Consider the following 23134-nt stretch of genomic DNA (forward strand, 5'->3'; position numbering starts at 1 on the left):
CATGCAACGACCCTTCCGGAAGGGGCGGGCGCGACGCGCGGTCGCCCCGCTCGCGGCGACCGCGCTCGCCGTCGCCGGGCTCGCCGTGATCCAGGCGCCCGCCGCCCACGCGGCCGGGTCCGTGGTCAAGGTGACCGGCTCGCAGGGCCACTGGCAACTCACCGTCGACGGCGCCCCGTACGAGGTGAAGGGCCTGACGTGGGGGCCGGCCGCGACCGACGCGGCGCAGGACCTGCCGGACCTGGCGAAGGCGGGCGTCAACACAGTCCGTACCTGGGGCACCGACGCGACCAGTGCGCCGCTGTTCGACGCGGCCGCGGCCAACGGCATCAAGGTGATCGCCGGCTTCTGGCTCCAGCCCGGCGGCGGCCCGGGCTCGGGCGGCTGCGTCGACTACCTGACGGACGACACCTACAAGAACGACATGCTCGCCGAGTTCCCCAAGTGGGTGGACACCTACAAGGACAACCCGGGCGTGCTGATGTGGGACGTCGGCAACGAGTCGGTGCTCGGGCTCCAGAACTGCTACAGCGGCGACGCGTTGGAGCAGCAGCGCGCCGCGTACGTCAGCTTCGTCGACCAGATCGCGCAGAAGATCCACGCCGTCGACCCCAACCACCCCGTGACCTCCACCGACGCGTGGACCGGCGCCTGGCCGTACTACAAGAAGTACGCGCCGGATCTGGACCTGTACGCCGTCAACTCCTACAAGGACGTCTGCAACGTCAAGTCGGCCTGGGAGGCGGGCGGCTACGACAAGCCGTACATCGTCACCGAGGGCGGCCCGGCCGGCTCCTGGGAGGTGCCGAACGACGCGAACGGCGTGCCCGACGAGCCGACCGACCAGCAGAAGGCCGACGGCTACACCACCGCCTGGAACTGCGTCACCAGCCACCAGGGCGTCGCACTCGGCGCCACCCTCTTCCACTACGGCACCGAGGACGACTTCGGCGGCATCTGGTTCAACCTGGTGCCCGACGGCCTCAAACGCCCGTCGTACTACGCGGTGAAGAAGGCGTACGGCGGCGACACGTCCGGGGACGACCAGCCGCCGCTGGTCTCGGACATGACCGTCAGCGGCGCCACCGACGGGGTGCCCGCCGGCGGTGACGTGACGATCAGCACCGACACCACGGACCCGGAACACGAGCAGATCAGCTACCAGGTGCTCTACAGCAGCATCTACCTCGACAACAACGGCGCGCTCACCCCGGTGGCCGCCACCGTCAACGGCAACACCCTCACCGCCAAGGCACCCGACCGGCCGGGCGTGTGGAAGGTCTACGTCAAGGCCACCGACGGCCACGGCAACGTCAGTTACGGCGCGAAGTCGCTGAAGGTGGTGCCCCCCAAGGTGTCCGGCACCGATGTGGCGCTGAACAAGCCCGCCACGGCGTCCTCGTTCCAGACCGACCCGACCGGCGGCTGCCCCTGCACCGCGGCCGACGCGGTCGACGGCAACACCGCCACCCGCTGGTCCAGCGACTGGAGCGACCCGCAGTGGCTCCAGGTGGACCTGGGCCAGCACACCGCGTTCACGCATGTGCAGCTGTACTGGGAGGCGGCGTACGCGAAGGCGTACGACATCCAGACCTCGGACGACGGCGTCAACTGGACGACGGTGAAGTCGGTCACCGACGGTGACGGCGCGATCGACGACATCGATGTGAACGGTGCCGGGCGCTACGTCCGGGTGCTGGGCACCCAGCGCGGGACCGGATACGGCTACTCGCTGTACGAGTTCGGCGTGTACGCGTGACACAGGGCGGCCGAGCGGTCGCCCGACGGTCCCGCGGGCGCGCTGCCCGCGGGGCCGTTGCCCGATGGGCCGGTCGCGGGCGGCCCGGCTGATCTACAGTGCTGAGGTCAGGACCTGCCACCCGGTGATCTGTGAAGGACCAACGGACGATGTCGACCGAGACGTTCGAGTTCCAGGTGGAGGCGCGCCAGCTCCTCCAGTTGATGATCCACTCGATCTACTCCAACAAGGACGTGTTCCTGCGGGAACTCGTCTCCAACGCCTCCGACGCCCTCGACAAGCTGCGGCTCGAAGCCCTCCGCGACGACTCGCTCGGCGCGGACGTCTCCGACCTCCACATCGAGCTCGAGGCCGACCCGCAGGCCCGCACACTCACCGTGCGGGACAACGGCATCGGCATGTCGCGCGACGAGGTGGTCCAACTCATCGGCACGATCGCGAACTCGGGCACCGCGAAGTTCCTGCGGGAGCTGAAGGACACCGAGGGCGCCGCGGCCACGGAGGGCCTGATCGGCCAGTTCGGCGTGGGCTTCTACGCGAGCTTCATGGTGGCCGACGAGGTGACGCTGCTGACACGGCGCGCCGGCGAGTCCCAGGGCACCCGCTGGGTGTCCGACGGCGAGGGCACGTACACAGTGGAGACCGTCGAGGACGCGCCGCAGGGCACGTCGATCCTGCTGCGGCTCAAGCCGGAGGACGCCGAGGACCAGCTGCACGACTACACGTCGGCGTGGAAGCTCCGCGACATCGTCAAGCGGTACTCGGACTTCATCACCTGGCCGATCCGGATGGCCGCGCAGCCGGCGCCCGCGGCGGCGGAGTCCGGCGACGGTGACGGGGACGCCGAGACCGGTGACGGCGAGTCGGGCGGGGAGTCCGCGGCTGCCGCCGAGCCGGAAGTGCTCAACTCCATGAAGGCGCTGTGGGCCCGGTCGCGGGAGGAGGTGACCGACGAGGAGTACCACGAGCTCTACAAGCACATCAGCCACGACTGGATCGACCCGCTGGAGGTCATCCGCCTCCAGGCCGAGGGCACCTTCGAGTACCAGGCGCTGCTGTTCATCCCCTCGCACGCCCCGCAGGACCTCTTCATGCAGGGCTACCAGCGCGGTGTGCAGCTGTATGTGAAGCGCGTGTTCATCATGGACGACTGCGAAGCGCTGATGCCGTCGTACCTGCGGTTCGTCAAGGGCGTCGTGGACGCGCAGGACCTGTCGCTCAACGTCTCACGCGAGATCCTCCAGCAGGACCGCCAGATCCAGCTGATGCACCGCCGCCTGGCGAAGAAGGTCCTGTCGACGGTGAAGGACATGATGTCCGCCGCGCCCGACCGGTACGCCACCCTGTGGCGCGAGTTCGGGCGGGTGCTCAAGGAGGGTCTGCTCGACGACACCGACAACCGCGAGGCGATCCTCGGGGTGTCCTCCTTCGCGACCACCCACGACAAGGACGCGCCGACCACCCTCGCGCAGTACGTCGAGCGCATGAAGGACGGCCAGGAGCACATCTTCTACCTCACCGGCGAGTCCCGGCAGGCCATCGAGAACTCGCCCCACATGGAGGCGTTCCAGGCCAAGGGCATCGAGGTGCTGCTGCTCACCGACCCCGTCGACGAGGTGTGGGTGGACGCCGTGCCCGAGTTCGACGGGCGGAAGTTCCGCTCGGTCGCCAAGGGCGAGGTGGACCTCGGCACCGAGGAGGAGAAGGCCGAGGCCGGCAGCGAACGGGAGAAGCAGCAGGAGGAGTTCGCCGGGCTGCTCACCTGGATGACGGCCGAACTCGGCGACAGTGTCAAGGAGGTGCGGCTGTCCTCGCGGCTGACCGTCTCGCCCGCCTGCATCGTGTCCGACACCAATGACATGACGCCCGCGCTGGAGAACATCTACCGCGCCATGGGCCAGGAGCTGCCCAAGGTGAAGCGCATCCTCGAACTCAACCCCAAGCACGCCCTGGTGACCGGCCTCAACCGAGCCCACGGCGAGCGGGCGGACGACCCGGCCCTCAAGGAGACGGCCGAGCTCGTCCACTCCATGGCGCTGCTGGCCGAGGGCGGCGAACTCGCCGACCCGGCCCGCTTCGTCAAGCTGATGGCCGACCGCCTCGAACGCACCCTCTGACCCCCGCGTCGCGCCGGGCCGCCGCCGAGGGCCGCCCTCACCCGCCCCAGGCGGCGCCCAGCGCGACCAGCCGCTCGCGGTATTCCACGCCTGCGCCGACGCGGTCGACGGCGGTCAGGAGTGCCAGCGGTCGCGGCCGTCGGAACCGGGGCCGCAGACCATGGCGGTGCCGTGGTCGGTGACACCGGTGGCTCCGCGCGGCGAGCAGAACGCGCCAGGATGCACCGCGCCAGCGCTGCCGCCGCCGGTGGTGGACGAGGAACCGCCCGTCGAGGTGCCGGCTGCGTGGGATGCGCTGCCACCGCCGGTCGAGCCCGACGAGTCGGAACTGCTGCCCGGGAGGCTGCTGTCACCGGCGTGGTCCGGATCGTCCTCGGGGTTCTTGTAGGTCGTGTCCTTTGCCGACGGGCAGTGGTCGCCTGTGTCGGACGCGCTCCACCTGCCCAGGTCGAGCCGGACGGTGGTGGTGGATGTGATCTCCTCGCCGCTGCCCGGGTCTTGGAAGCAGACCCGCCATTCGTCGCCGTTCTTGGCCGCCTCCGTGGCGGTGGGTGGGGCGACGTCGAGGTAGACGTCGTCGAGCGTGACGCGGGTGAGGTCGATGTGGGCGTGTTCCAGGATCTTGACGGCCGCGTTGTAGGTGTGGCCCACGACCTTCGGCATGTCCGGCCACGGGAGCGGGCCGCCGTCCTTCGCCGGACAGGGCTCGTCGGTCTTGACCGCGGCGAAGTCGATGGTCTTCGCGGTCGGGTCCGCCTGCTGGAAGCACACGTTCCACCCGCCGCGGATGATGACAGTGCGGGCCTTGTCGGCGGCATCGTGGTCGATGGTGGTGAATCCGGCGGACCGTGCCTGCTCCTCAGCCGTGTCCAGCGGCTCGCCCGTGTAGTCGACGGTCCGCACAGCATGGGTCGTTGCCGCGGGCGCGGCGGCCGTCCGTGTTGCCCCCGGGGCGGCTTTCGGCTTGGCATCGGTCGTGCTGGCGCTCGTGTCGCTTGCCTGGCCCGTGAGCGCCGCACCGAGCGTCATGAGCGCGATGGCCCCGAACATGGCCCCCAGCTTCGCGAACCAGCGCCAGGGCGGCAGCACCCACACCAGCACCATTGCCGCGATCATGACGAGGCACCCGAGGACCGCGTTGACCGCGCTGAAGACGGCGATCAAGGCCAGTACGCCCAGCGTGGCGGGAGTCTTCCTCCACCAAGGCCGACGTGCCGCCGGGGAGTTGTACGGGTTCACAGGTGTCCTCGGTGCTCGGGGGGAGAGACGGGTTTCGCCATCGGCGGGTAGCCGACGAATCCTACCGAAAGTGTTCGCATCCTCGCGTTGGGTAACGACGATCTTCCTTGACGCACCCCGCGGTGCGTGCCGCACGCTGCTTCCGCTTTCCCGTCGCCGGGCGCAGAGGCGGGGGCGGGGGTCCAGGGGGATTGTCGGTGGGGGTGATTAGCCTGGTGGGACGGATGGAGGGGGGTCGGGGTGCTTGAGGTGGTGGAGGTGGAGCGGGGACGGTTGGGGGCCGCGGTGGCGGGGTTGGCGGGTGGGGAGGCGCTGTTCGTGGTGGGGGAGCCGCCGGGGCGGGGGCGGGTGGTGTTCTGGGGCGCGGAGGGGGTGGCGGACGTGGGGGTGCCGCCGGAGTGGGTGGCGGTGGTGTGCCCGGACGGGGAGGGCGGGCTGCGGGAGGAGAAGGTGGCGGCGGTGGCCGTCGGGGTGGAGCAGGCGGTGCCGGTGCTGACCCGCTGCCGGGGGCTGGGGGCGAGCGGCCGGGCGTCGGAGGGGATGGCGTTCTGGGGCGCGGCGGCGACGCTGGGCCTGGGCCTGCTGGCCCGGGGGCGGGCGGTGGCCGGGGTGACGGCCGAGGGCCACGACGCGTGGCGGATCGGCCCGTTGGACCGCGCCGACGAGGAGCGGCTCGCCGCACTGGCCGCCGCGATGCCGCACCGGGCCAGGGCCGTACCGGTGGCGGACGGGGCGCCCGTGGCGGTGCCGAGCGCCGAGGTGACGCTGCGGGGGTTCCTCGACGCGATGGCCGACGCGTTGACGCGCAAGCCCGCGACTCGGGAAGCGGCCGGCGGCGCACCGTACGCGTCGCACCCGCCGCGGGCCGTACGGGAGCGCGGCGCGCCGCCGGAGCCCGAACGGCGGGAGCCGGCACTGCGGGTGTCGCTCCGCGTCGAGGTGACCGGCGGGGCCGGCGGGGACGGCGGGGACGTGTCCTTCCGCGCCGTGGTCCAACTGCACAGCGCGGCCGACCCGTCGGTGCTCGCCGACGCCGCCGACCTGTGGGCCGGTACGGCCGCGGCGCCCGAACGGTTCGGCCCGTACCCGCGGTTGGACGCGCGGGCGCTGCTGCGGGAGGCGGCGCGCGGGTGGCCGCCGGCCGCGCGCCTGCTGGTGCCGACCGCGCCGACCGCCCTCGACCTGACCGACGGCGAGGCGCGGGAGCTGCTGGGCGCGGCCGCCGAGCGGCTCACGGCGGGCGGCATCGCGGTGCACTGGCCGAAGGACCTGGTCCGCGGCCTGACCGCGACCGGCGTACTGGAACCGGCGGACGCCGCGCGCCGCGCCACGACCTCCGCGGCCGCGTCCTTCCTGTCCGGCGGGCTGCTGGACTTCCGGTGGCGGGTGGCGCTCGGCGGCGAGGAGCTGACCGGCGCGGAGGTCGAGCACCTGGTCCGTACGCACCGCCCGGTCGTACGGCTGCGGGACAGGTGGGTGCCGCTGGAAGCGGAGCTGGTACGGCGGCTGCGGGCGGCCGCGCGCCGAGGCGGCACCCCGTCACTGACGCCGGTGGAGGCGCTGGGCGCGGCGCTGACCGGCAGCGTGGACGTGGAAGGGGAGCGGGTCGAGGTCACCGCGGGCGCGGCGCTGGAGGAGCTGCGCGCACGGATCGCCGACCCGGAGGCCCGCGCGTCCCGCGAGCCGCGCCACCCGCCGAAGGCCCTCGCGGCCACCCTGCGCGGCTACCAACTGCGCGGCCTGGACTGGCTGCACCGGATGACGTCCCTCGGTCTGGGTGCCTGCCTCGCCGACGACATGGGCCTGGGCAAGACCGTCACCCTCATCGCGCTCCACCTGCGCCGCCAGGAGCGCAAGGCCACCGCGGGCCCGACGCTGGTGGTCTGCCCGGCCACGCTGCTGGGCAACTGGGAGCGCGAGATCCGCCGGTTCGCGCCGACCGCGCCCGTCGCCCGCTTCCACGGCCGCGGACGTGAACAGGCCATCCAGGACGCGGTGGCCGCGGGCGGCTTCGTGCTGACCACGTACGGGACGATGCGCCGCGACGCGGAACTCCTCGCCGCGCGGCCCTGGTCGCTGGTCGTCGCCGACGAGGCCCAGCACGTCAAGAACCCGCACGCGCACACCGCGCGGGCGCTGCGCCGTATCCCGTCCCGCGGCCGGGTGGCGCTGACCGGCACCCCGGTGGAGAACAACCTGTCGGACCTGTGGGCGCTGCTCGACTGGACCACGCCCGGGCTGCTCGGCACCCTCGGCGCCTTCCGGGACCGCTATGCGCGGGCCGTGGAGGGCGACCGCGACCCGCGGGCTGCCCGCGAACTGGCGTCGCTGGTACGGCCGTTCCTGCTGCGGCGGCGCAAGTCCGACCCGGGGGTCGCGCCGGAGCTGCCGCCGAAGACCGAGACCGACCGGCCGGTGCCGCTCACGAAGGAGCAGGCGGCGCTCTACGACGCGCTGGTCCGGGAGCTGATGGCCGAGATCGAGGGCGCGGACGGCATGGCCCGGCGCGGGCTGGTGATGAAGCTGCTGACCGGCCTGAAGCAGGTGTGCAACCACCCGGCGCAGTACCTGAAGGAGCCCGAGGGGGTGGGACTCGGCGACAGGTCGGGGAAGTTGGCGCTGCTGGACGAGCTGCTGGACACGGTGCTCGCCGAGGACGGCTCGGTGCTGGTCTTCACGCAGTACGTGGCGATGGCGCGGCTGATCGAGCGGCACCTCGCCCGGCGCGGTGTGCGGGCGCTGCTGCTGCACGGCGGCACCCCGGTCGGCCGGCGGGAGGAGATGGTGGACGCCTTCCAGAGCGGCGCCGTACGGGTGCTGCTGCTCTCCTTGAAGGCGGCCGGGACCGGTCTGAACCTGACGCGCGCGGGCCATGTCGTGCACTACGACCGGTGGTGGAACCCGGCGGTGGAGGACCAGGCCACCGACCGTGCGCACCGGATCGGGCAGACCCGTGCGGTGCAGGTGCACAAGCTGGTCGCCGAGGGCACGGTGGAGGAGAAGGTCGCCGCGCTGCTGCGGCACAAGCGCGAACTCGCCGACGCCGTCCTGGGTTCGGGCGAGGCGGCGTTCAGCGAGCTGAGCGACGGGGAACTGGCCGAGCTGGTCGCGCTGCGCGGGCGGGTGCCGCGCCGGAAAGGCTGAATTCATTCGAACGAGGGGTCGGCGAGGGGTCGGCGAGCGGCCGGTTCACTCGATCGAGTGTGGTTGCCGGTCATATGCGGGGGGAGAATTCCTGATGTGGCCGGGCGGTCATTCCGGGAGGGTGGAGGGGCATGATGGGGGCTTTGCTGGACCGTAAGTACGAGCGGCTTTTCGCGCTCTTGGACGTGAATGGCGACGGCGTCATCGCGGAGGACGACTTCGTGTTGATGGCCGGTCGTGTGCGCGCCTCGTTCGGCGAGGAGCGCAGCCTCGCCAAGGGCCGGCGGTATGCCGACGCGATGACGCACTACTGGCAGGCGCTGCGCGCTACCGCCGACACGGACGGCGACGGCGTGATCGACCGGGACGAGTTCCGCCGGGCCGTGCTGCACGTGAGCGCCGACTTCGACACGCTGATCGGCCCGCTCTACGAGGCGGGCTTCCACTTCGCCGACCGCGACGACGACGGGCTGGTCGGGCGGGACGAGTTCGCCGCGGTCATCGCCGCCGTCGGCGTGCCCGAGCGGCACGCGGCGCAGACCTTCGACCTGCTGGCCGGCCCGGACGGCACGCTGACCCTGGAGCGGCTGATGGCCGCGGCCGCGCGGTACTACCGCGGCGACGGCTCGGCCGACGACGCCGGCGACCAACTCTTCGGACCGCTGTGAACCCCTACCCCACGGTGACCCCGCCCGTGTGGATGCCGACGGCGCGGCTCGCGGACGGGCCGGGCCCACCGGGTGCGCCGGGCCGACCGGGCCCACCGTCCGGCGCGGGCGGGGCGGTCCCCGTGGACACCGTCCCGGTCGAGGCCGTCCCGGCGGGCGCGGTGCGGGCCGGACCGCTGACCGACGCTCTCTTCGACGGCGGCTTCGAGGCGGCGCACCGGCCGTGGACCGAGGTGCTGCGCCGAGAGGTATTCCGTTACCGCGACGGATTATCGCTTTCCGAGCGGGCGGAAGCCGCCTATGAACGGCTGCGGGAGGTCAATGGCGCCGTGGGTTCGGTCCCGGAATTCGTCGGTTCGACCACGCGATTGGTCGCGCTGCACGAATGGCTGGGCATGGTCGACGGCTCGCTCACCACACTCGCGACAATCCATTACAACCTCTTCCTGGGCAGCCTGCTCCGGCTGGACCCCGGAAAGGCGGTCGACCCGGCGCCGTTCATCCGGCTCGACGACTACGGCGCGGTGCTGATCACGGAACTCGGCTACGGCAACAACGCGGCGGACCTGGAGACCACCGCGACCTACCGCCAGGAGACGGACGACTTCGTGCTGCACACCCCGACCGCGGGCGCGCAGAAGTTCATGCCCAACACCGGCCCCGCGGGCGGCCGCAAGAGCGGCCTGGTGGCGGCCAGGCTGATCGTCCGGGGCCAGAACTGCGGGGTGCACCTGTTCTTTGTACCGCTGCGCGACGCGCGGGGGCCGCTGCCCGGCATCCGCATACGCCCGCTGTCGGAGATCCCGGGGTCGTCGGTCGACCACGCCCTCACGTCGTTCGACCGGGTGGTGCTGGCGCGGTCGGCGCTGCTGGCGGGTGAGCACACGGAGTTGACCGCCGAGGGCGCCTTCCGCAGCGCGGTCGGCAGCCGGCGGCGCCGCTTCCTGCGGTCGATCCAGCGCGTCACCACCGGCAAGCTGTGCCTGAGCGGGGCGGCGGTGGGCGGCGCCCGGTCGGCCCTGGCCATCGCGGTGCGGTACGCCCACCACCGCCACACCTTCGCGCCGGTCGGCCGGACCGGGGTCCCGGTCTTCGCCTACCGCTGCCATCAGACACGGCTGCTGGGCGCGGTGGCGCGGGCGTACGCGGCGACGTTCCTGCTGCGGGCGGCGGTGCGGGAGTGCGGCCGCCGGGACGACGGCGAGTTCGCGGAGGCCCGGAACGGCACCGGGGAACCGGGCGGTGGCACCGGGGCGGCCGACGCCGCCGAGGTGGACGTGCTCGTCGCCGCGGCGAAGGGCTGGACCACCTGGCAGGCCCGGGACATCGTGCTGGAGTGCCGTGAACGCTGCGGTGCGCAGGGGCTGTTGTCCGTCAACCGGATCGTCGACCTGATCACGCCCATCGAGAGCACCATCACCGCGGAAGGGGACAACCTCGTCATCTGGACCAAGGCCGCCGCGGACATGCTGACCGGGCGCGGCTACCGGCCGCCCGCCGAGACGGGTACCCCGGCCGAGTCCGCCGTACCGGCCGCGTCCGCCGTGCCTGCCGGGGCGGCCGGGGCGGCCGATCGCGCCGGACCCGCGGCCGCGCCCACCGGCTCCCGCCGGCTGCTGGAGGTGCTGATACGCCACGAGCTGCGGTGCCTGCGGCGGGCCAGAGAGCGGCTCGGCCGCCCCAGCACCGGGCCGCTGGACCGCTGGAACCACGCGGTGAACCCGGGGCTCGAACTGGTCGACGCGTATGCGGCCCGGCGGGCGGCGGAAGCGTTCCTGGCGGCGGTCGACCAGGTCGGCGACACCGCCACGCGTACGGTGCTCGACCAGCTCTTCCAGCTGTTCGCGCTGCAACGCCTCGCGCCGCACGCGGGCCTGCTGCTGGCCGACGGCCACTTGTCCGCCGAGGACGTCCGCGAACTCGGCCCGGCCGCCGACCGGATCAGCGCCTGGCTGGCGCCGCACGCGCTGACGCTCGTGGACGCCTTCGCCATTCCGGACGAGGTGCTCCAGGCGCCGATCGCGACGGAGGGGTTCGCCGCCGCCTACGACGACCCGGCCGGCCCCTGGCGGGAGGAGGACGCCGGCTGAAGCAGGCGGGGCCGGGCGAACGGTGTGCCGGTGCGGTGCACGTCAGCCGGCGCCGGTGAGCCGAGGCACCTGGCCTGGGACGCGGGGCCGTGAAGCGCGGAGCCGGACCCCCGGCGCCGGACCCGCGGAGCCGGACCCGCGGCGCCGTGAACCGCTGGTCGGAACTCGTGGGACCCAGGAGGGGGAGGTCGGGCATGAGTGACCCGTTCGCGCGGGAGCCGTCGTGGGACCCGCGGCGCTTCCCGCCGGCGGCCAGGGCGCCGCGGGCTGTGCAGACGCTGCGGATGCTGCTCGACCCGCAGGGGTACGGACTGGCGCTGCGCGAGCGGTTGGGGCCGGTGTTCTCGCTGCGGGTCCACCCGTACCGGGCGGCGCTGGTGTGCTCGGCGGACATCGCGGCCAACCGGGCGGTGCTCACCGACCACGAGCGGTTCGCCGGCGGGGACGGCGCGGCGCTGCTGCGGCCGGCGGTCGGCGCGGGGTCGCTGATCTGCACACCGCCGCCCCGCCATCTGCCGCACCGCAAGCTGCTGCTGCCCCCCTTCCACGGTGATCGGGTCGTCCGCTGGGCGGCGCGGATGCGGGAGTTGGTGCGCGCCGGGCTGCCGGAGCTGCTGACCGGCGACGGCGTGGCGGTACGCCCCTGGGCGCAGCGGGTGGCCCTCGACGTCATCCTGCGGGTGGTGTTCGGCCTGACCGACCCCGGCCGGGTCGCGCTGTTCCGGCGGGCTCTGACCGCGTTCGCCGGGATGGACAACGTGGCGGTGCTGTTCCTGCCCAGGCCGTTGCAGCGCGACGCGGGCCGGTGGTCGCCGGGCGGCCGCTTCGCACGGCTGCGGGCGGCCGTCCAGGACCTGACGCGCACGGAGATCGCGGTGCGCCGGGCCGAGAGCCGCCGGCGCGGCGGCACCGCGCGGGACGACGTGCTGTCGATGCTGCTCGAGGCCCGGGACGAGCAGGGCGCCGGGCTCGACGACGAGCAGGTGCTCGACGAGCTGACCGGCCTGGTGCTGGCCGGGTACGAGACCACCGCGACCACGATCGCCTGGACGCTGCACCTGCTCGCCCACCACCCCGCGGCGCGCAACGCGTTGATCGACGACCTCGACGCGGGCTCCGACCGCCTGCTGAAGGCGACGGTGAAGGAGTCGACCCGGCTGCGCCCCGCTGTCTACTACGCGATCCGCACCGCCGTCCGGGACACCCGGCTCGCGGGGTACCCGGTGCCTCGGCACGCGTTCGTCGCCGCGCTCTTCCCGCCGGTCCACCTCGACCGGCGGCTGTGGCCGCAGCCGCACCTGTTCCGGCCGGAGCGGCACTTGGCGGCGGACCCGGTGGCGTACTCGCTGACGCCGTTCGGGGGCGGGGTGCGCCGCTGCATCGGCGCACCGCTGGCGCAGTTGGAGGTGGAGACGGTGCTCCGGGAGGTGCTCGCCCGGGCCGTGCCCGCGCCGGCCGGCCCGCCCGAGCCGGCCCGGCTGCTGTCGGTCACGCTCGTGCCCGCCCACGGAGCCCGGGTCCGCTTCCACCGCCGGCTGCGACCGGCGGTCCGGTAGGGCGGCGACGGGTCGGCGAGGGAGCGGCGAGGGGGCGGCAGGGGCGGTGCCCGGCCGTCGGGCGTCCCGTTCCGCCGTTCCAGGGGAAGCACGTTCGCGCTGGTCAGATGGTGTTTCGACGTTCCATCGTCCCCAACCGGCCGCCAGGCGTGGCGGCTGGGACGGATCACGCCGCAGGCTCAGGTCGTCCAAGCGATCCACCGGCTCGAACCGCGAAAGAGGCCCACCCGATGTTCAGCATCCGCACCACCCGCACCCGTACCGCTCGTGCCGCCCGTACCCGTACCTCGGGTGTCCGGCTGGCCGGCGCCGCCGCGGCCGTCGTCGTCGCCGCGCTGTCCCTGACCGCCTGCTCGGACGACGGCACGGGCAGCCGGGCGGAGGGCGCCGCGAACGGCGTCTCCACCACGAAGACCGCGGACCCGGCGGTGACGCTCCCCGCGGACCAGGCGCAGACCCCGACCGCCCCCGCGGCCCAGGGAACCGACCCGGCCAAGGCCCCGGCCGCGGACGACACCAGCGGGAAGAACACCGGCAGCGGGAACAGCGGGAACAGCGGGACCAGCGCCGGCAACGGGAACAGCGGGAACAGCAGCGGCACCGGCAAGGCGGTCACCTGCGAGGCGTCGAACACCAAGACGGTGGCCGCCCCGCTGACCCGCCCGGTGAACCACCTGCTCCTCACGGTCACCAACACCGGCACGCACACCTGCTACCTGTACGGCTACCCGGAGCTGGACTTCACCGGCGCCCAGGCGGTGCCGCCGGTCATCGACGACTCGCAGCCGCAGGCCGTGGTCACCCTCAACCCGGGCGAGTCCGGCTACGCCTCCGTCTCGCTGTCGGCCACCGACGGCAGCGGCAAGTACGGCTACACCGCGAAGACCCTGGACGTCCTCTTCCAGCCCCGCTCCCTCTCCGGCAGCGTCGGCGGCGCCGCCCACCCCGCGCTGCCGCCCAAGGGCGTCTACATCGACGACACCCTCACCACCACCTACTGGCAGCAGTCGATGGACGACGCCCTGAGCTGGTGACCGCGCGGGGTTCGCCCTCGGCAAGCAGCCGCGGACGACCCCCGGTCAACCCCCCGCGGACCCCGCGGGCCCCGTCCCCCCCGCAGACCCGATCGGACAGGTGGCACCTCATGCGCAGCACCCGCAGGATCTCCCGTTTCGTGGCCGCGGTCGCCGGCGCGGTCTTCCACGTCGTCGTCCTGGGCGACGTGGGCGCCTCGGCCCTCGAGGCGGGCGTCCGCCGCCGCCCGCACTGACCGAGGCACCCCCGTGGCTCAGGCGACGACGAGCCCCACCGGGCTCGTGGTCAGCCCCAGCGGCGTACTCCCCAGGAGCGCCAGGGACTTCGCGTCGATCGCGTCGATCGTCGCGGAGGCGTTGGTGGCGACCCAGACGGTGGAGCCGGTCGCGGTGACGGTGGTCGGGACGTGGGCGACGCCGACGGTGCCGACCACCCGGTTGCGGGCCGCGTCGAGCACGGAGACCGTGTCGTCCCTGGAGTTGGTGACGTAGAGCCGCGAGCCGTCGGGGCTGACGGCCACCTGCCAGGGGGTGCGGCCGACCCGGACGCGGTCGAGCACCCGGTGGGTGCGGGTGTCGACCACCGAGAGGGTGTCGTGCCAGGTGTTGACGACGTAGACGCGGGTGCCGTCGGGGTGGACGGCGACGCCCTGGGCCTCGGCCTGGTCGGTGAGCAGGGCGCGCTGCCTGCCGGTGCCGGTGTCCACGACCGACAGGCCGTCGTAGCAGGAGACGTAGAGGGTGCGGCCGTCGGTGCCGGGGGCGACGGAGTGCGGGCTGTTGCCGGTCTGCCAGGTGGCGGTGACGGTGTCGGTGGCGGTGTCGAGGACCGACAGGGTGCGCGAGCCGCCGAACCCGCTGTCCGGTCCGGTGTTGGCGACGTAGAGGCTGCGGCCGTCGGGCGAGGTGGCCAGGCCGTGCGGGTAGGGGCCGACGCCGACGGTGCCGGTGACCAGGCCGGTGGTGGTGTCGTAGACGGAGACGGAGTTCTCGCCGGAGCTGCTGAAGTACAGCTTGGCGCCGCCGTCGGCGCTCGCCAGGCCGTACGGGCTCATGCCGGCCTTGACGCTGGCGACGAGTTGGCGGCTGGAGGCGTCGATCACCGCGAGGGTGAAGCTGACCACGCCGACGGTGTAGACGTGGGTGCCGGTGGTGGGGCCGACGGTGGGCACGGCCTCCTGGGTGCCGGGGAAGTCGGTGCCCTTGGTGCCGTGCGGGAAGTCCGAGCGGTGCGTGGTGGCGTTCTCGACGATGCGGCTGATGGCGTACGGGCGGGTGCGCGGGTGCGCGGACCCGGTGGCGGGCGCGGTGTCCGGTCCGTACGGCCCGCCGGACGCGGGCTGCTTCGCGGTGTCCTCGGCGGCGCGCTTCCCCTCCTGGTGCGGCGGGGTCTGGTCGGCGCCCGGCAAAGTGATCGGCGGCAGCGTGGCGACCTCGTTCTCGGCGGCCCAGAACTGCTTCTTGGTGTCGGGCAACCGGGGGAAGGGGCGGGAGCCGGGCAGCCCGAGCGCGGAGGTCAGGTCGCCGAAGGTGGAGCGGCGCCAGGCGCTGATGTTGGTCTCGCGCACTCCGGTGATCCGCTCCAGGAAGCGCAGCACCGAGGTGTGGTCGAAGGGCTCGCCGGCGACGTAGCCGCCTTGCGTCCAGGGGGAGACGATCAGGCACGGCACGCGGACCCCGGCGCCGATGGGCAGCCCGCCGACGAACTCGTCCGGGGTGCCGGGCGGCGGCATCGGCGGGACCATGTGGTCGAACAGTCCGTCGTTCTCGTCGTAGTTGACGATGAAGACGGTCTTGCGCCACACATCGGGGTTGGCCGCGACCGCGTCGAGCTGGCGGGCGAGGAAGTCGGCGCCGGCCGCCGGGGTGTAGTCGGGGTGCTCGCTCTGCTCGGAGGTCGGGATGATCCAGGAGACGGTCGGCAGGCGGTCGTTGACCGCGTCCCGCGCGAACTGGTCGGCGGGGCCGATGGTCAGGGCGTGCTCGTGGAGGGCGTCGCCGGGTCTCGCGTCCTGGTAGGCCTGGAACCACTCCAGCGGGTTGGTGCCGTAGTCGTCCTCCTGCTGGTAGACGTGCCAGGACACGCCGGCCGCGGTGAGGCGTTCGGGGTAGGTGGTCCAGCGGAAGGGGGCGGGGATGACATTGCTGATCACCGGGCCGCCGGCCAGGCCCGCGGGGTCGATGGTGCCGCTCCAGTGGTAGAGCCGGTTGGGCCAGGTCGGGCCGAGCAGCGAGCAGAAGTACGCGTCGCACAGCGTGAACGACTCGGCGAGCGCGAAGTGGAACGGGATGTCGTCGCGCTTGTAGTAGCCCATCGTGTAGGGGCCGTTGGCCTGGCCGTCGGCGGCGCGGTGGGCGGGCAGCCACTGGTCCATCCGGCCGCCGTTGACCGCCGCGTGCTGCACGGTCCAGGCGTGGCTGGTCGAGGGGATCGCCTGCGCACTGCTCGACCTGGTGTCGAGGTGGAAGGGCAGCAGGTAGCCGTCGGGGTTGACCGGGTCGGGCTGGTAGAAGACCGACCGCCCGGTGGACAGCGTCACCGCGTCCGGGTCGTCGAAGCCGCGGACACCGGGCATGGTGCCGAAGTAGTGGTCGAACGAGCGGTTCTCCAGCATGAGGACCACCACGTGCTCGATGGCGTCGAGCGAGCCCGGGTTCCCGGCCGGCTCGGCCATGGCGCGCCGCAGGTTCGGGGGCAGCAGCGTCATCGCCGCCGCCGCGCCGCCGGCGCCGAACGCGGACCTGAGCAGCCGTCTGCGCGAGAAGTCAGCCATGTTCCACACCTTCACCGTCGAAGATCGGGAACGGCCGTACGACACACCACCAGGCCGCCGAACGGCCGTGCACACAACGCGCTGTCGCCTCAATGGGCGGCCGCCTCGACGGGCGGCCGCCGGACCGGGGACGCCGGTATGTCCCCACATCCCCACGTCGGTACGTCAGTAGACGGTGACGTCCCAGTGGTTGCCCTCGTCGCAGTAGAGGTTGCCGGACGCCGCCTGCCACTGCGGGTAGCCGTCACCGCGGTAGCCGATGTACGTGAAGCTGTTGTGCACGTAGGCGTCGATGCAGGTGTTGTGCGACAGGTCGACCTTGTAGCCGTTGTAGTGGCTGTAGGTGCCGGAGGCGTGCCCGACCTCGGTGCCGCCGGTGATGTTGAGGGCGCATCCGCTGGCGTTCTTCAGGGTGACCATGGCGTCGACCGTGCCGGAGTTGATCTGGTCGAAGGAGGTGCAGGTGGAGTTGGAGCGGGTGGTGCAGTTGCCGCTCGAACTCCAGGTGATGCCCGCGGCGGACAGTTCGGCGGCCGCCGCGGCCTGGGTCATCTTGCTGCCGCTGGCCTGGGCGAGCGGCGCCGCGGCCAGGAGGGCGGCCGCCGCGACCAGCGTGGCGGCGGCGAGTCGGCGGGGGCGTACGGACACGGGCGCGGACGCGGGCACGGGGCCTCCTGGGGCGAGGGGGACGGGCGGGACGTACGGACCGGGCAGCTCTCAGGCTAGCCCGATCCGTGAACATGACAAGTACGTCGCGCCGCCCGGCCGTTGTCCGGCCGCCGTGCCATCCGGCCGGTGTCCGGCCGCCACCCGGCCACCGTGCCGCCGCGCCGCCCGGCCGTTGTCCTGCCCGTCCGGTTGCCGCTACCGCGGCTCGACCCCGCCTGCCCGCGCCACGCCCCCCAGCCACGCCAGCGACGGCTTCGGGGTGCGGACGAAGGTCTGCCGGTCCACGGCGATCAGCCCGAAGGTCGGCCGGAAGCCGGACGCCCACTCGTAGTTGTCCAGCAGGCTCCAGTGCAGGTAGCCCTCCACCTGGACGCCGTCCGCGATGGCCGCGTGCAGTCCGGTGAGCGCGCCGCGGGTGTAGTCGATCCGGCGGGCGTCGTCGGCGGTGGCGATGCCGTTCTCGGTGACGAACACCGGGGTGCCGCCGGTCTTCTCCCACGCGCTGCGCACCCCGAGCTCCAGCGCCCGCGGGTAGAACTCCCACCCGGTCAGCGTGGTCTCCACGCCCTCGGGCACCTGGCGCGGGCCGTCGGGGCCGATGATCGTACGGGTGTAGGCCTGCACGCCGACCCAGTCGTCGCCGCGCGCGGCCTCCAGGTACCAGTCGTCGCGGTGGTAGCCGTAGGCGTGCGCGATGTCCTCGCTGCCCGGCTCGGCCTGGAACGCCTGGGTGGCGACGGTCCAGCCGGAGCGCACCCCGCCCACGCCGGACAGCACCTCGCGCGCCCGCTGGTGGCAGGCCAGCAGGGTGTCCGCGACCTGGAGGTCCGGCGCCGGCAGGCCGTACGCCACCAGGTTCGCCGGGTCCTCGCCGCCGGCGATCATCGCCGCGATGTTGGGCTCGTTGACGGTGCAGACCCACTTCACGTCGTCGCCCAGCACCGGCAGCGCCAGTTCGGTGAACCGCGCGAAGCGGTCCGCCGCCTTGGGGCTGCGCCACATGCCCTCCTGCGCGAACCAGCGCGGCACGGTGAAGTGCATCAGCGTCACCATCGGGGTGATGCCCAGTTCCAGCGCGGTGTCCACCATCCGCCGGTAGTGGTCGATCGAGGCGCGCGAGACCACGCCCTCCTCCGGCTCGATCCGGCTCCACTCGATGCTGAACCGGTACGTGTCCAGGCCCGCGTCACGCAGCAGCGCCATGTCCTCGCGGAACCGGTGGTAGCTGTCGCAGGCGTCCCCGGAGGGCTCCACGATGCTGGTGCCGGGCGCGTGCTCGCGCGGCCACCAGTCGTTGTTGATGTTGTTCCCCTCGATCTGGTGCGCGGCGGTCGCGGCGCCCCACAGGAAACGGTCCGGGAAGTGCAGCACGGAGAAAACCTCGTTCGTGTCGTGAAAGGTGACGACCGGTCAGCCGGTGTGCGACCAGAAGTCGGAGAGCAGGTCCGCGGTGGCGGCCGGGTTCTCCTGGTTGGGCAGATGGCCGGCGTCGGCGATGACCTCGTGGCGCGCGCCGAGGCGTTCGGCCATCGTGCGCTGCCACTCCTGCGGCCAGGCGTCGTCGTACGCGCCGTGGGCGACCAGGACGGGCAGTCCGGTGGCGGCCAGGTGAGGGGTGGAGTCGGCCGGGTCGGCGAGGATGCCGATGGCGCCCAGCAGGTGGTCCACGCTGGTGCGTAGCGACCGCTCGCGCAGGAACCGCTCGGTGGGGCTGAGCCGTTCCGGGGCGCGCCGGGCGGTCCTGGCCGCCTCGGGCCGGTCGAGGGTCCACAGGTCGGTCTGCTTGCCGGCCCCGCGCAGCCGCGCCTCTTCCGCGGCCTTGCGGCCCGGCCAGCCGTGCGGGCCCGAGCAGAGCATGGCCAGGTCGGCGAAGACCGCCCGGCCGCCGCGGATCGCCGCCGCCCGGGCGACGGTGCCGCCGAAACTGTGGCCCAGCAGATGCGTGCGCTGATGCCCCGTCAACTCGGCGATGAGCGAGGCGACATGGAGGACGTCTCCGGTGAACGCGTCCAGCGTGTACGCCTCCTCACCGGCCGGCGCCGCCGAGTCGGCCTGCCCGCGCTGGCTGAACGCCCAGGCGTCGACGCCGCGTTCGGCGAGCAGCGGCAGCAGCGGGAGGAAGTCCTCCTTGGAGCCGGTGAACCCCGGCACCAGCAGCGCGGTGCCGCCGGCGGCGGGACCGGCGGGGTGCGCCCGCAGGGCGGTCAAAGTGCCGACGGGCGCCTCCAGTTCCAGCACCTCGACGGTGTCTGGCACCGGCAGGACGCTGAACGGGCGGCCCGGGCGGACCTGCCCGCCCGGCAGCGCGCTTCCCTGCCCGCTCATGCCGCGCCCTCCCCCGCGGCGCCGCCGCCGCTTCCCTCACCGCTGCCGGCGGCCGCCGCGAAGCGGCGCGCGGGCTGCGGGATGGAGTCCAGCAGCCGTGTCGTGTAGTCGTGTTCGGGGAAGCGCAGCACCTTGGCGGTCGGCCCCGACTCCACCACGCGCCCCTGGTGCAGCACCATGATCCTGTCGGTCACCACGCGCGCCGACAGCAGGTCGTGGGTGATGTACAGCAGCGAGACCCCGAAGTCGGCGCGCAGGTCCCGCAGCAGGGCCAGCACCCCGGCGCGCAGCGAGACGTCGAGCATCGAGACCGGCTCGTCGGCGATCAGCACCTGCGGGTCGCTCGCCAGCGCGCGGGCGATCACCACACGCTGCCGCTGGCCGCCGGACAGTTCGTGCGGCAGCCGCGCGGCGAACTGCTCGACCGGCGTCAGCCCGACGATCTCCAGCAGTTCCAGCACCCGCTTCCTGGCCGCCGCGCCCTTGCGCCCGGTGAAGTTCACCACCGGCCGGGTGAGCGTGTACTCGACCGTGTGCAGCGGGTTGAGCGCGGCGTACGGGTCCTGGAAGACCATCTGGACATCGGCGTGCAGGGTGTGCAGCTTCCGCCGCCGCAGCCGGTCGACCCGCAGGTCGCCGAAGGATACGGTGCCGCTGGTCGGCTGCTCTACCCCGGTGATCAGCTTGGCCAGGGTGGACTTGCCCGAGCCGGACTGGCCGACCAGGGCCATCGACTCGCCCGGCTCCAGCCGGAAGGAGACGCCCTCCACCGCCGTCACGGGGGCGTCCCCGCGCCGCCGCCCCGGGTAGACCCGGCTGACATCCGCCACGACCATCGCGTCCTGCGCGGCCGTACGCGTTCCCGTCCGCGTTCCCGTACGGCCGCCGGTACGACCGCCGTTACGGCCACGCGCGACGGTCGCGGCGGATGCCGTACCCGTATCCGTAGCTGCGCCCGCCGTACCCGTACCCGCCGCCGTGTCCGTACCTGAATCCGCTGCGGGCAGCCCCGGCAGCTCCACCACCTCCGCGCGCGGGTCGGCGTAGTGCCCCAGCAGCGACCGCGTGTAGGGGTGCTGCGGCCGCTCGAAGACGTCCTTGGACGGCGCGTCCTCCACGATGACGCCGTCCTTCATCACCAGCACCCGGGCCGTGGACTCCAGCACCACGCCCAGGTCGTGGCTGATCAGGACCGCGGTGAAGCCCTCGCTCTCCTGGAGTTCGCGGATGGTGCGCATCACCGCGTGCTGGACCATCACGTCCAGCGCCGTGGTCGGCTCGTCGAAGACCATCAGCCGCGGCTCCAGGCACAGCGCGAGCGCGATCGACACGCGCTGCCGCATCCCGCCGGACAGCTCGCCCGGGTAGCGGTCGAGCACGGCGGCGGTCAGCTCGACCTTCTCCAGCAGTTCCACCGCCCGCGCCCGGCGGCGCGGCCGCGGCACATGGCCGTGCGCGGCGAAGATGTCACCGAAGTGGTGGCCGATGGTGCGCACCGGGTTCAGCGCGTTCATCCCGGACTGGAGCACCATGGCGAAGCCGCCGTGCCGCTGCAACCGCACCTGCTCGGTGTCGAGTTCGGCGATGTCGGTGCCGTCGAAGAGGATGCGGCCGGCGGAGATCCGCGCCGGGGGTTTGGCCAGCCGGGTCAGCGCGAAGCCCAGGGTGGACTTGCCCGACCCCGACTCGCCGACCAGGCCGACGAACTCGCCCTGCGCCAGCCGGAAGGACGCGTCCTTGACCGCGAGCGTCGGCTCGGCGCCGCGCGGCTCGTAGACGATGCTGAGGTTCCTGACGTCGAGCAGGCTCATCGCGTGCTCCCTTCCCGCAGCCGCGGGTTGCTCAGCCCGTCGACACCGAAGTTGACCAGGGTCATCGCGGTGGCCAGCAGCGCGACGCACAGACCGGGGGCGAACAGCAGCACCCACTGGCCGGTGAGGAGGGCGTTGGAGTTCTGCGCCCAGTAGAGCATCGAGCCCCAGCTGACCGTGAAGGGGTCGCCGAGCCCGAGGAAGGACAGCCCGGACTCCGACAGCACCGCGGCGGTCGCCGCGCCGAAGAAGGAGCCGGCGATCATCGAGGTCATGTTGGGGAGGATCTCCCGGAAGACCACGCGGGTCGCGCTCTCGCCGCTGAACAGTGCCGCGGTCACGAAGTCCCGGCTGCGCAGCGACTGGGTCTGCGCCCGCAGCACGCGCGCCCCCCACGCCCAGCCGGTGATCACGACCACCAGCACGACCATCTTCAGGCCGCCGTTCTGGAGGTAGGCGGCGATGATGATCATCAGCGGCAGGCCGGGGACCACCAGGAAGAGGTTGACGACGAAGTTGACCACGTCGCCGAGCCAGCCGCGCAGGTAGCCCCAGGACAGGCCGACGGCCACCGCCACCAGCGTGGCCAGACCGCCGGCGACGAAGCCGACCACGATCGACACCCGCGCCCCGTACAGCAGTTGGGACAGCACGTCCTCGCCGGCGCCGGTGGTGCCCAGCAGGTGTGCCGAGCTGCTGCCGGCGCCGGTGGCGAAGTCGTTCTCGTGCGGCGAGTACGGCGCCAGCACCGGCGCGAAGACCGCCACCAGGACGAAGAGCGCCAGGATCACCAGGCCCACCCGGGCCTTGCCGTTGCTCCACACGGTGCCGAAGGAGCGGCCGAAGACCTGGGCCGCGCGCATGGCGCCCGAACTCGACGGCGCCGCGGGCCCGGTCGGAAGCGCGGGGCCCGGCAGGTTCGTTGCAGGGGAGGTCATCTCGGTCACCGCCTGGTCCGGGGGTCCAGGACGCCGTAGAGGACGTCCACGATGAAGTTCGCGACCAGCACGCACACCGTGATCATCAGGAACAGCGCCTGCATCAGCGGGTAGTCGTGGTTGGTCACCGCGCTGTACAGCAGGTGGCCCACACCGGGGTAGTCGAAGACCTGCTCCACCAGCAGCGAGCCGCCGACCACCCCGCCCAGCGCCATGCCGAAGCCGGTGAGGTTGGGCAGCAGCGCGTTGCGTGCCGCGTACCGCAGGGCGACGGTGCGCCCGCGCAGGCCGTTGGCCTCGGCGAAGGTCACGTAGTCCTCGCCGATGGTGCCGATCATGGTGTTGCGCATGCCGAGAATCCAGCCGCCCAGCGACGTCAGCAGGATCGTCAGCGCGGGCAGCACCGCGTGGTACAGCGAGTCCTGGACGAAGCCGAACGACAGGTTCGGCACCGCGTCCGCGGAGTACGCGCCCGAGGTCGGGAACCAGCCGAGCACGTATCCGGCGAAGAAGACCAGCAGCAGCGCGGTCCAGAAGTACGGGAACGCCGCCAGGAACGCGCCGGACAGCGTCGGCAGTGAGTCCAGCCAGGTCCCGCGCCGCCAGGCCGCGGCCACGCCGATCAGCGAGCCGACGACGAACGCCAGCACCGTGACCAGGCCGACCAGCATCAGCGTCCAGGGCAGCGCCTGCGCCACCATGCTGGACACCGACTGCGGGAAGAAGGTGTACGACACCCCGAACCGCAGGTGGACCACCGTGTTGAGGTACTCCACGTACTGGTGCCACCAACTGCCGCTGGGCACGCCCAGTTGGGCCTCGATCGCGGCCCGGGTCGACGGCGACACCGGGCCGCTCTGCGAGAGCTTCGCCACCGCCGCGTCGGCCGGTGAGCCCGGCATCAGCCGGGGGAGCGCGTAGTTGAGCGTGACGGCGGCCCACAAGGTGAGCAGCAGCAGCCCGAACTTGCGCAGGATGTAGCGCATGAGGGGTTCTCCTCGTCCCTTCCG

Annotated in this window: 16 protein-coding genes and 1 pseudogene; 8 read left to right on the forward strand and 9 right to left on the reverse strand. The window is 72.8% G+C overall.

Translation table 11 applies throughout. The annotated features are described in order from the left end of the window. Position 1: 1 nt before the first annotated feature. Together AC3EVP_RS08695 and htpG are read left to right on the forward strand one after the other, a co-directional pair. Positions 2 to 1759: a discoidin domain-containing protein gene (locus AC3EVP_RS08695; RefSeq protein ID WP_435127802.1), complete on the forward strand. Its 1758-nt coding sequence runs from the start codon at positions 2 to 4 to the stop codon at positions 1757 to 1759. 149 nt (positions 1760 to 1908) lie between these two features. Beyond that, a complete protein-coding gene (htpG, locus tag AC3EVP_RS08700) occupies positions 1909 to 3876 on the forward strand; it encodes a molecular chaperone HtpG (protein WP_435127804.1) in 1968 nt (655 codons plus the stop codon). Between the two features lie 114 nt (positions 3877 to 3990). Here the strand turns inward: htpG and AC3EVP_RS08705 are convergent, their stop codons facing one another. Next, positions 3991 to 5040 carry a PASTA domain-containing protein gene (locus AC3EVP_RS08705; RefSeq protein WP_435127806.1) on the reverse strand — a complete coding sequence of 350 codons (1050 nt, stop codon included), beginning with the start codon at positions 5038 to 5040 and terminating at the stop codon, positions 3991 to 3993. 315 nt (positions 5041 to 5355) lie between these two features. On the opposite strand from AC3EVP_RS08705, the gene AC3EVP_RS08710 reads away from it, so the two are divergent. From AC3EVP_RS08710 to AC3EVP_RS08735, 6 genes are all read left to right on the forward strand, one after another. Continuing rightward, positions 5356 to 8259 (forward strand): DEAD/DEAH box helicase, encoded by a 2904-nt coding sequence (locus AC3EVP_RS08710; protein ID WP_435127808.1) that lies wholly within the window; start codon positions 5356 to 5358, stop codon positions 8257 to 8259. A 134-nt stretch (positions 8260 to 8393) separates the two neighbouring features. Then, positions 8394 to 8927: an EF-hand domain-containing protein gene (locus tag AC3EVP_RS08715; RefSeq protein ID WP_435127852.1), complete on the forward strand. Its 534-nt coding sequence runs from the start codon at positions 8394 to 8396 to the stop codon at positions 8925 to 8927. 122 nt (positions 8928 to 9049) lie between these two features. After that, positions 9050 to 11017 (forward strand): acyl-CoA dehydrogenase family protein, encoded by a 1968-nt coding sequence (locus AC3EVP_RS08720; protein ID WP_435127810.1) that lies wholly within the window; start codon positions 9050 to 9052, stop codon positions 11015 to 11017. A gap of 194 nt (positions 11018 to 11211) precedes the next feature. Beyond that, entirely contained in the window at positions 11212 to 12573 is a 1362-nt protein-coding gene (locus AC3EVP_RS08725; protein ID WP_435127812.1) for a cytochrome P450, read from the forward strand. 230 nt (positions 12574 to 12803) lie between these two features. After that, positions 12804 to 13607: a DUF4232 domain-containing protein gene (locus tag AC3EVP_RS08730; RefSeq protein ID WP_435127814.1), complete on the forward strand. Its 804-nt coding sequence runs from the start codon at positions 12804 to 12806 to the stop codon at positions 13605 to 13607. A 110-nt stretch (positions 13608 to 13717) separates the two neighbouring features. Beyond that, positions 13718 to 13843, forward strand: coding sequence for a hypothetical protein (locus tag AC3EVP_RS08735; protein ID WP_435127816.1), 126 nt, complete (start codon positions 13718 to 13720; stop codon positions 13841 to 13843). Between the two features lie 18 nt (positions 13844 to 13861). Here the strand turns inward: AC3EVP_RS08735 and AC3EVP_RS08740 are convergent, their stop codons facing one another. The 8 genes and pseudogenes from AC3EVP_RS08740 to AC3EVP_RS08775 all read right to left on the reverse strand — a co-directional run bounded on the left by AC3EVP_RS08740 (position 13862) and on the right by AC3EVP_RS08775 (position 23110). Next, positions 13862 to 14662, reverse strand: coding sequence for a YncE family protein (locus AC3EVP_RS08740; RefSeq protein ID WP_435127854.1), 801 nt, complete (start codon positions 14660 to 14662; stop codon positions 13862 to 13864). A gap of 309 nt (positions 14663 to 14971) precedes the next feature. After that, positions 14972 to 16381, reverse strand: a pseudogene (locus tag AC3EVP_RS08745) (alkaline phosphatase family protein); the annotation flags it as partial. A 165-nt stretch (positions 16382 to 16546) separates the two neighbouring features. Continuing rightward, on the reverse strand, positions 16547 to 17029 hold the full coding sequence (locus tag AC3EVP_RS08750) for a hypothetical protein (RefSeq protein ID WP_435127856.1): 483 nt from the start codon (positions 17027 to 17029) through the stop codon (positions 16547 to 16549). 216 nt (positions 17030 to 17245) lie between these two features. Further along, positions 17246 to 18421, reverse strand: a complete 1176-nt coding sequence (locus AC3EVP_RS08755; RefSeq protein ID WP_435127818.1) for a glycoside hydrolase family 1 protein — start codon at positions 18419 to 18421, stop codon at positions 17246 to 17248. 39 nt (positions 18422 to 18460) lie between these two features. Beyond that, positions 18461 to 19375 carry an alpha/beta fold hydrolase gene (locus tag AC3EVP_RS08760; RefSeq protein WP_435127820.1) on the reverse strand — a complete coding sequence of 305 codons (915 nt, stop codon included), beginning with the start codon at positions 19373 to 19375 and terminating at the stop codon, positions 18461 to 18463. Continuing rightward, positions 19372 to 21186, reverse strand: coding sequence for an ABC transporter ATP-binding protein (locus AC3EVP_RS08765; RefSeq protein ID WP_435127822.1), 1815 nt, complete (start codon positions 21184 to 21186; stop codon positions 19372 to 19374). Before AC3EVP_RS08765 ends, AC3EVP_RS08760 begins: the two co-directional genes overlap by 4 nt. Next, positions 21183 to 22124, reverse strand: a complete 942-nt coding sequence (locus AC3EVP_RS08770; RefSeq protein ID WP_335982387.1) for an ABC transporter permease — start codon at positions 22122 to 22124, stop codon at positions 21183 to 21185. The genes AC3EVP_RS08765 and AC3EVP_RS08770 overlap by 4 nt, the downstream gene beginning before the upstream one ends. 5 nt (positions 22125 to 22129) lie before the next feature. Next, positions 22130 to 23110: an ABC transporter permease gene (locus tag AC3EVP_RS08775; protein ID WP_335982385.1), complete on the reverse strand. Its 981-nt coding sequence runs from the start codon at positions 23108 to 23110 to the stop codon at positions 22130 to 22132. Between the last annotated feature and the right edge of the window lie 24 nt (positions 23111 to 23134).

This window comes from Actinacidiphila sp. bgisy144, assembly GCF_057708105.1.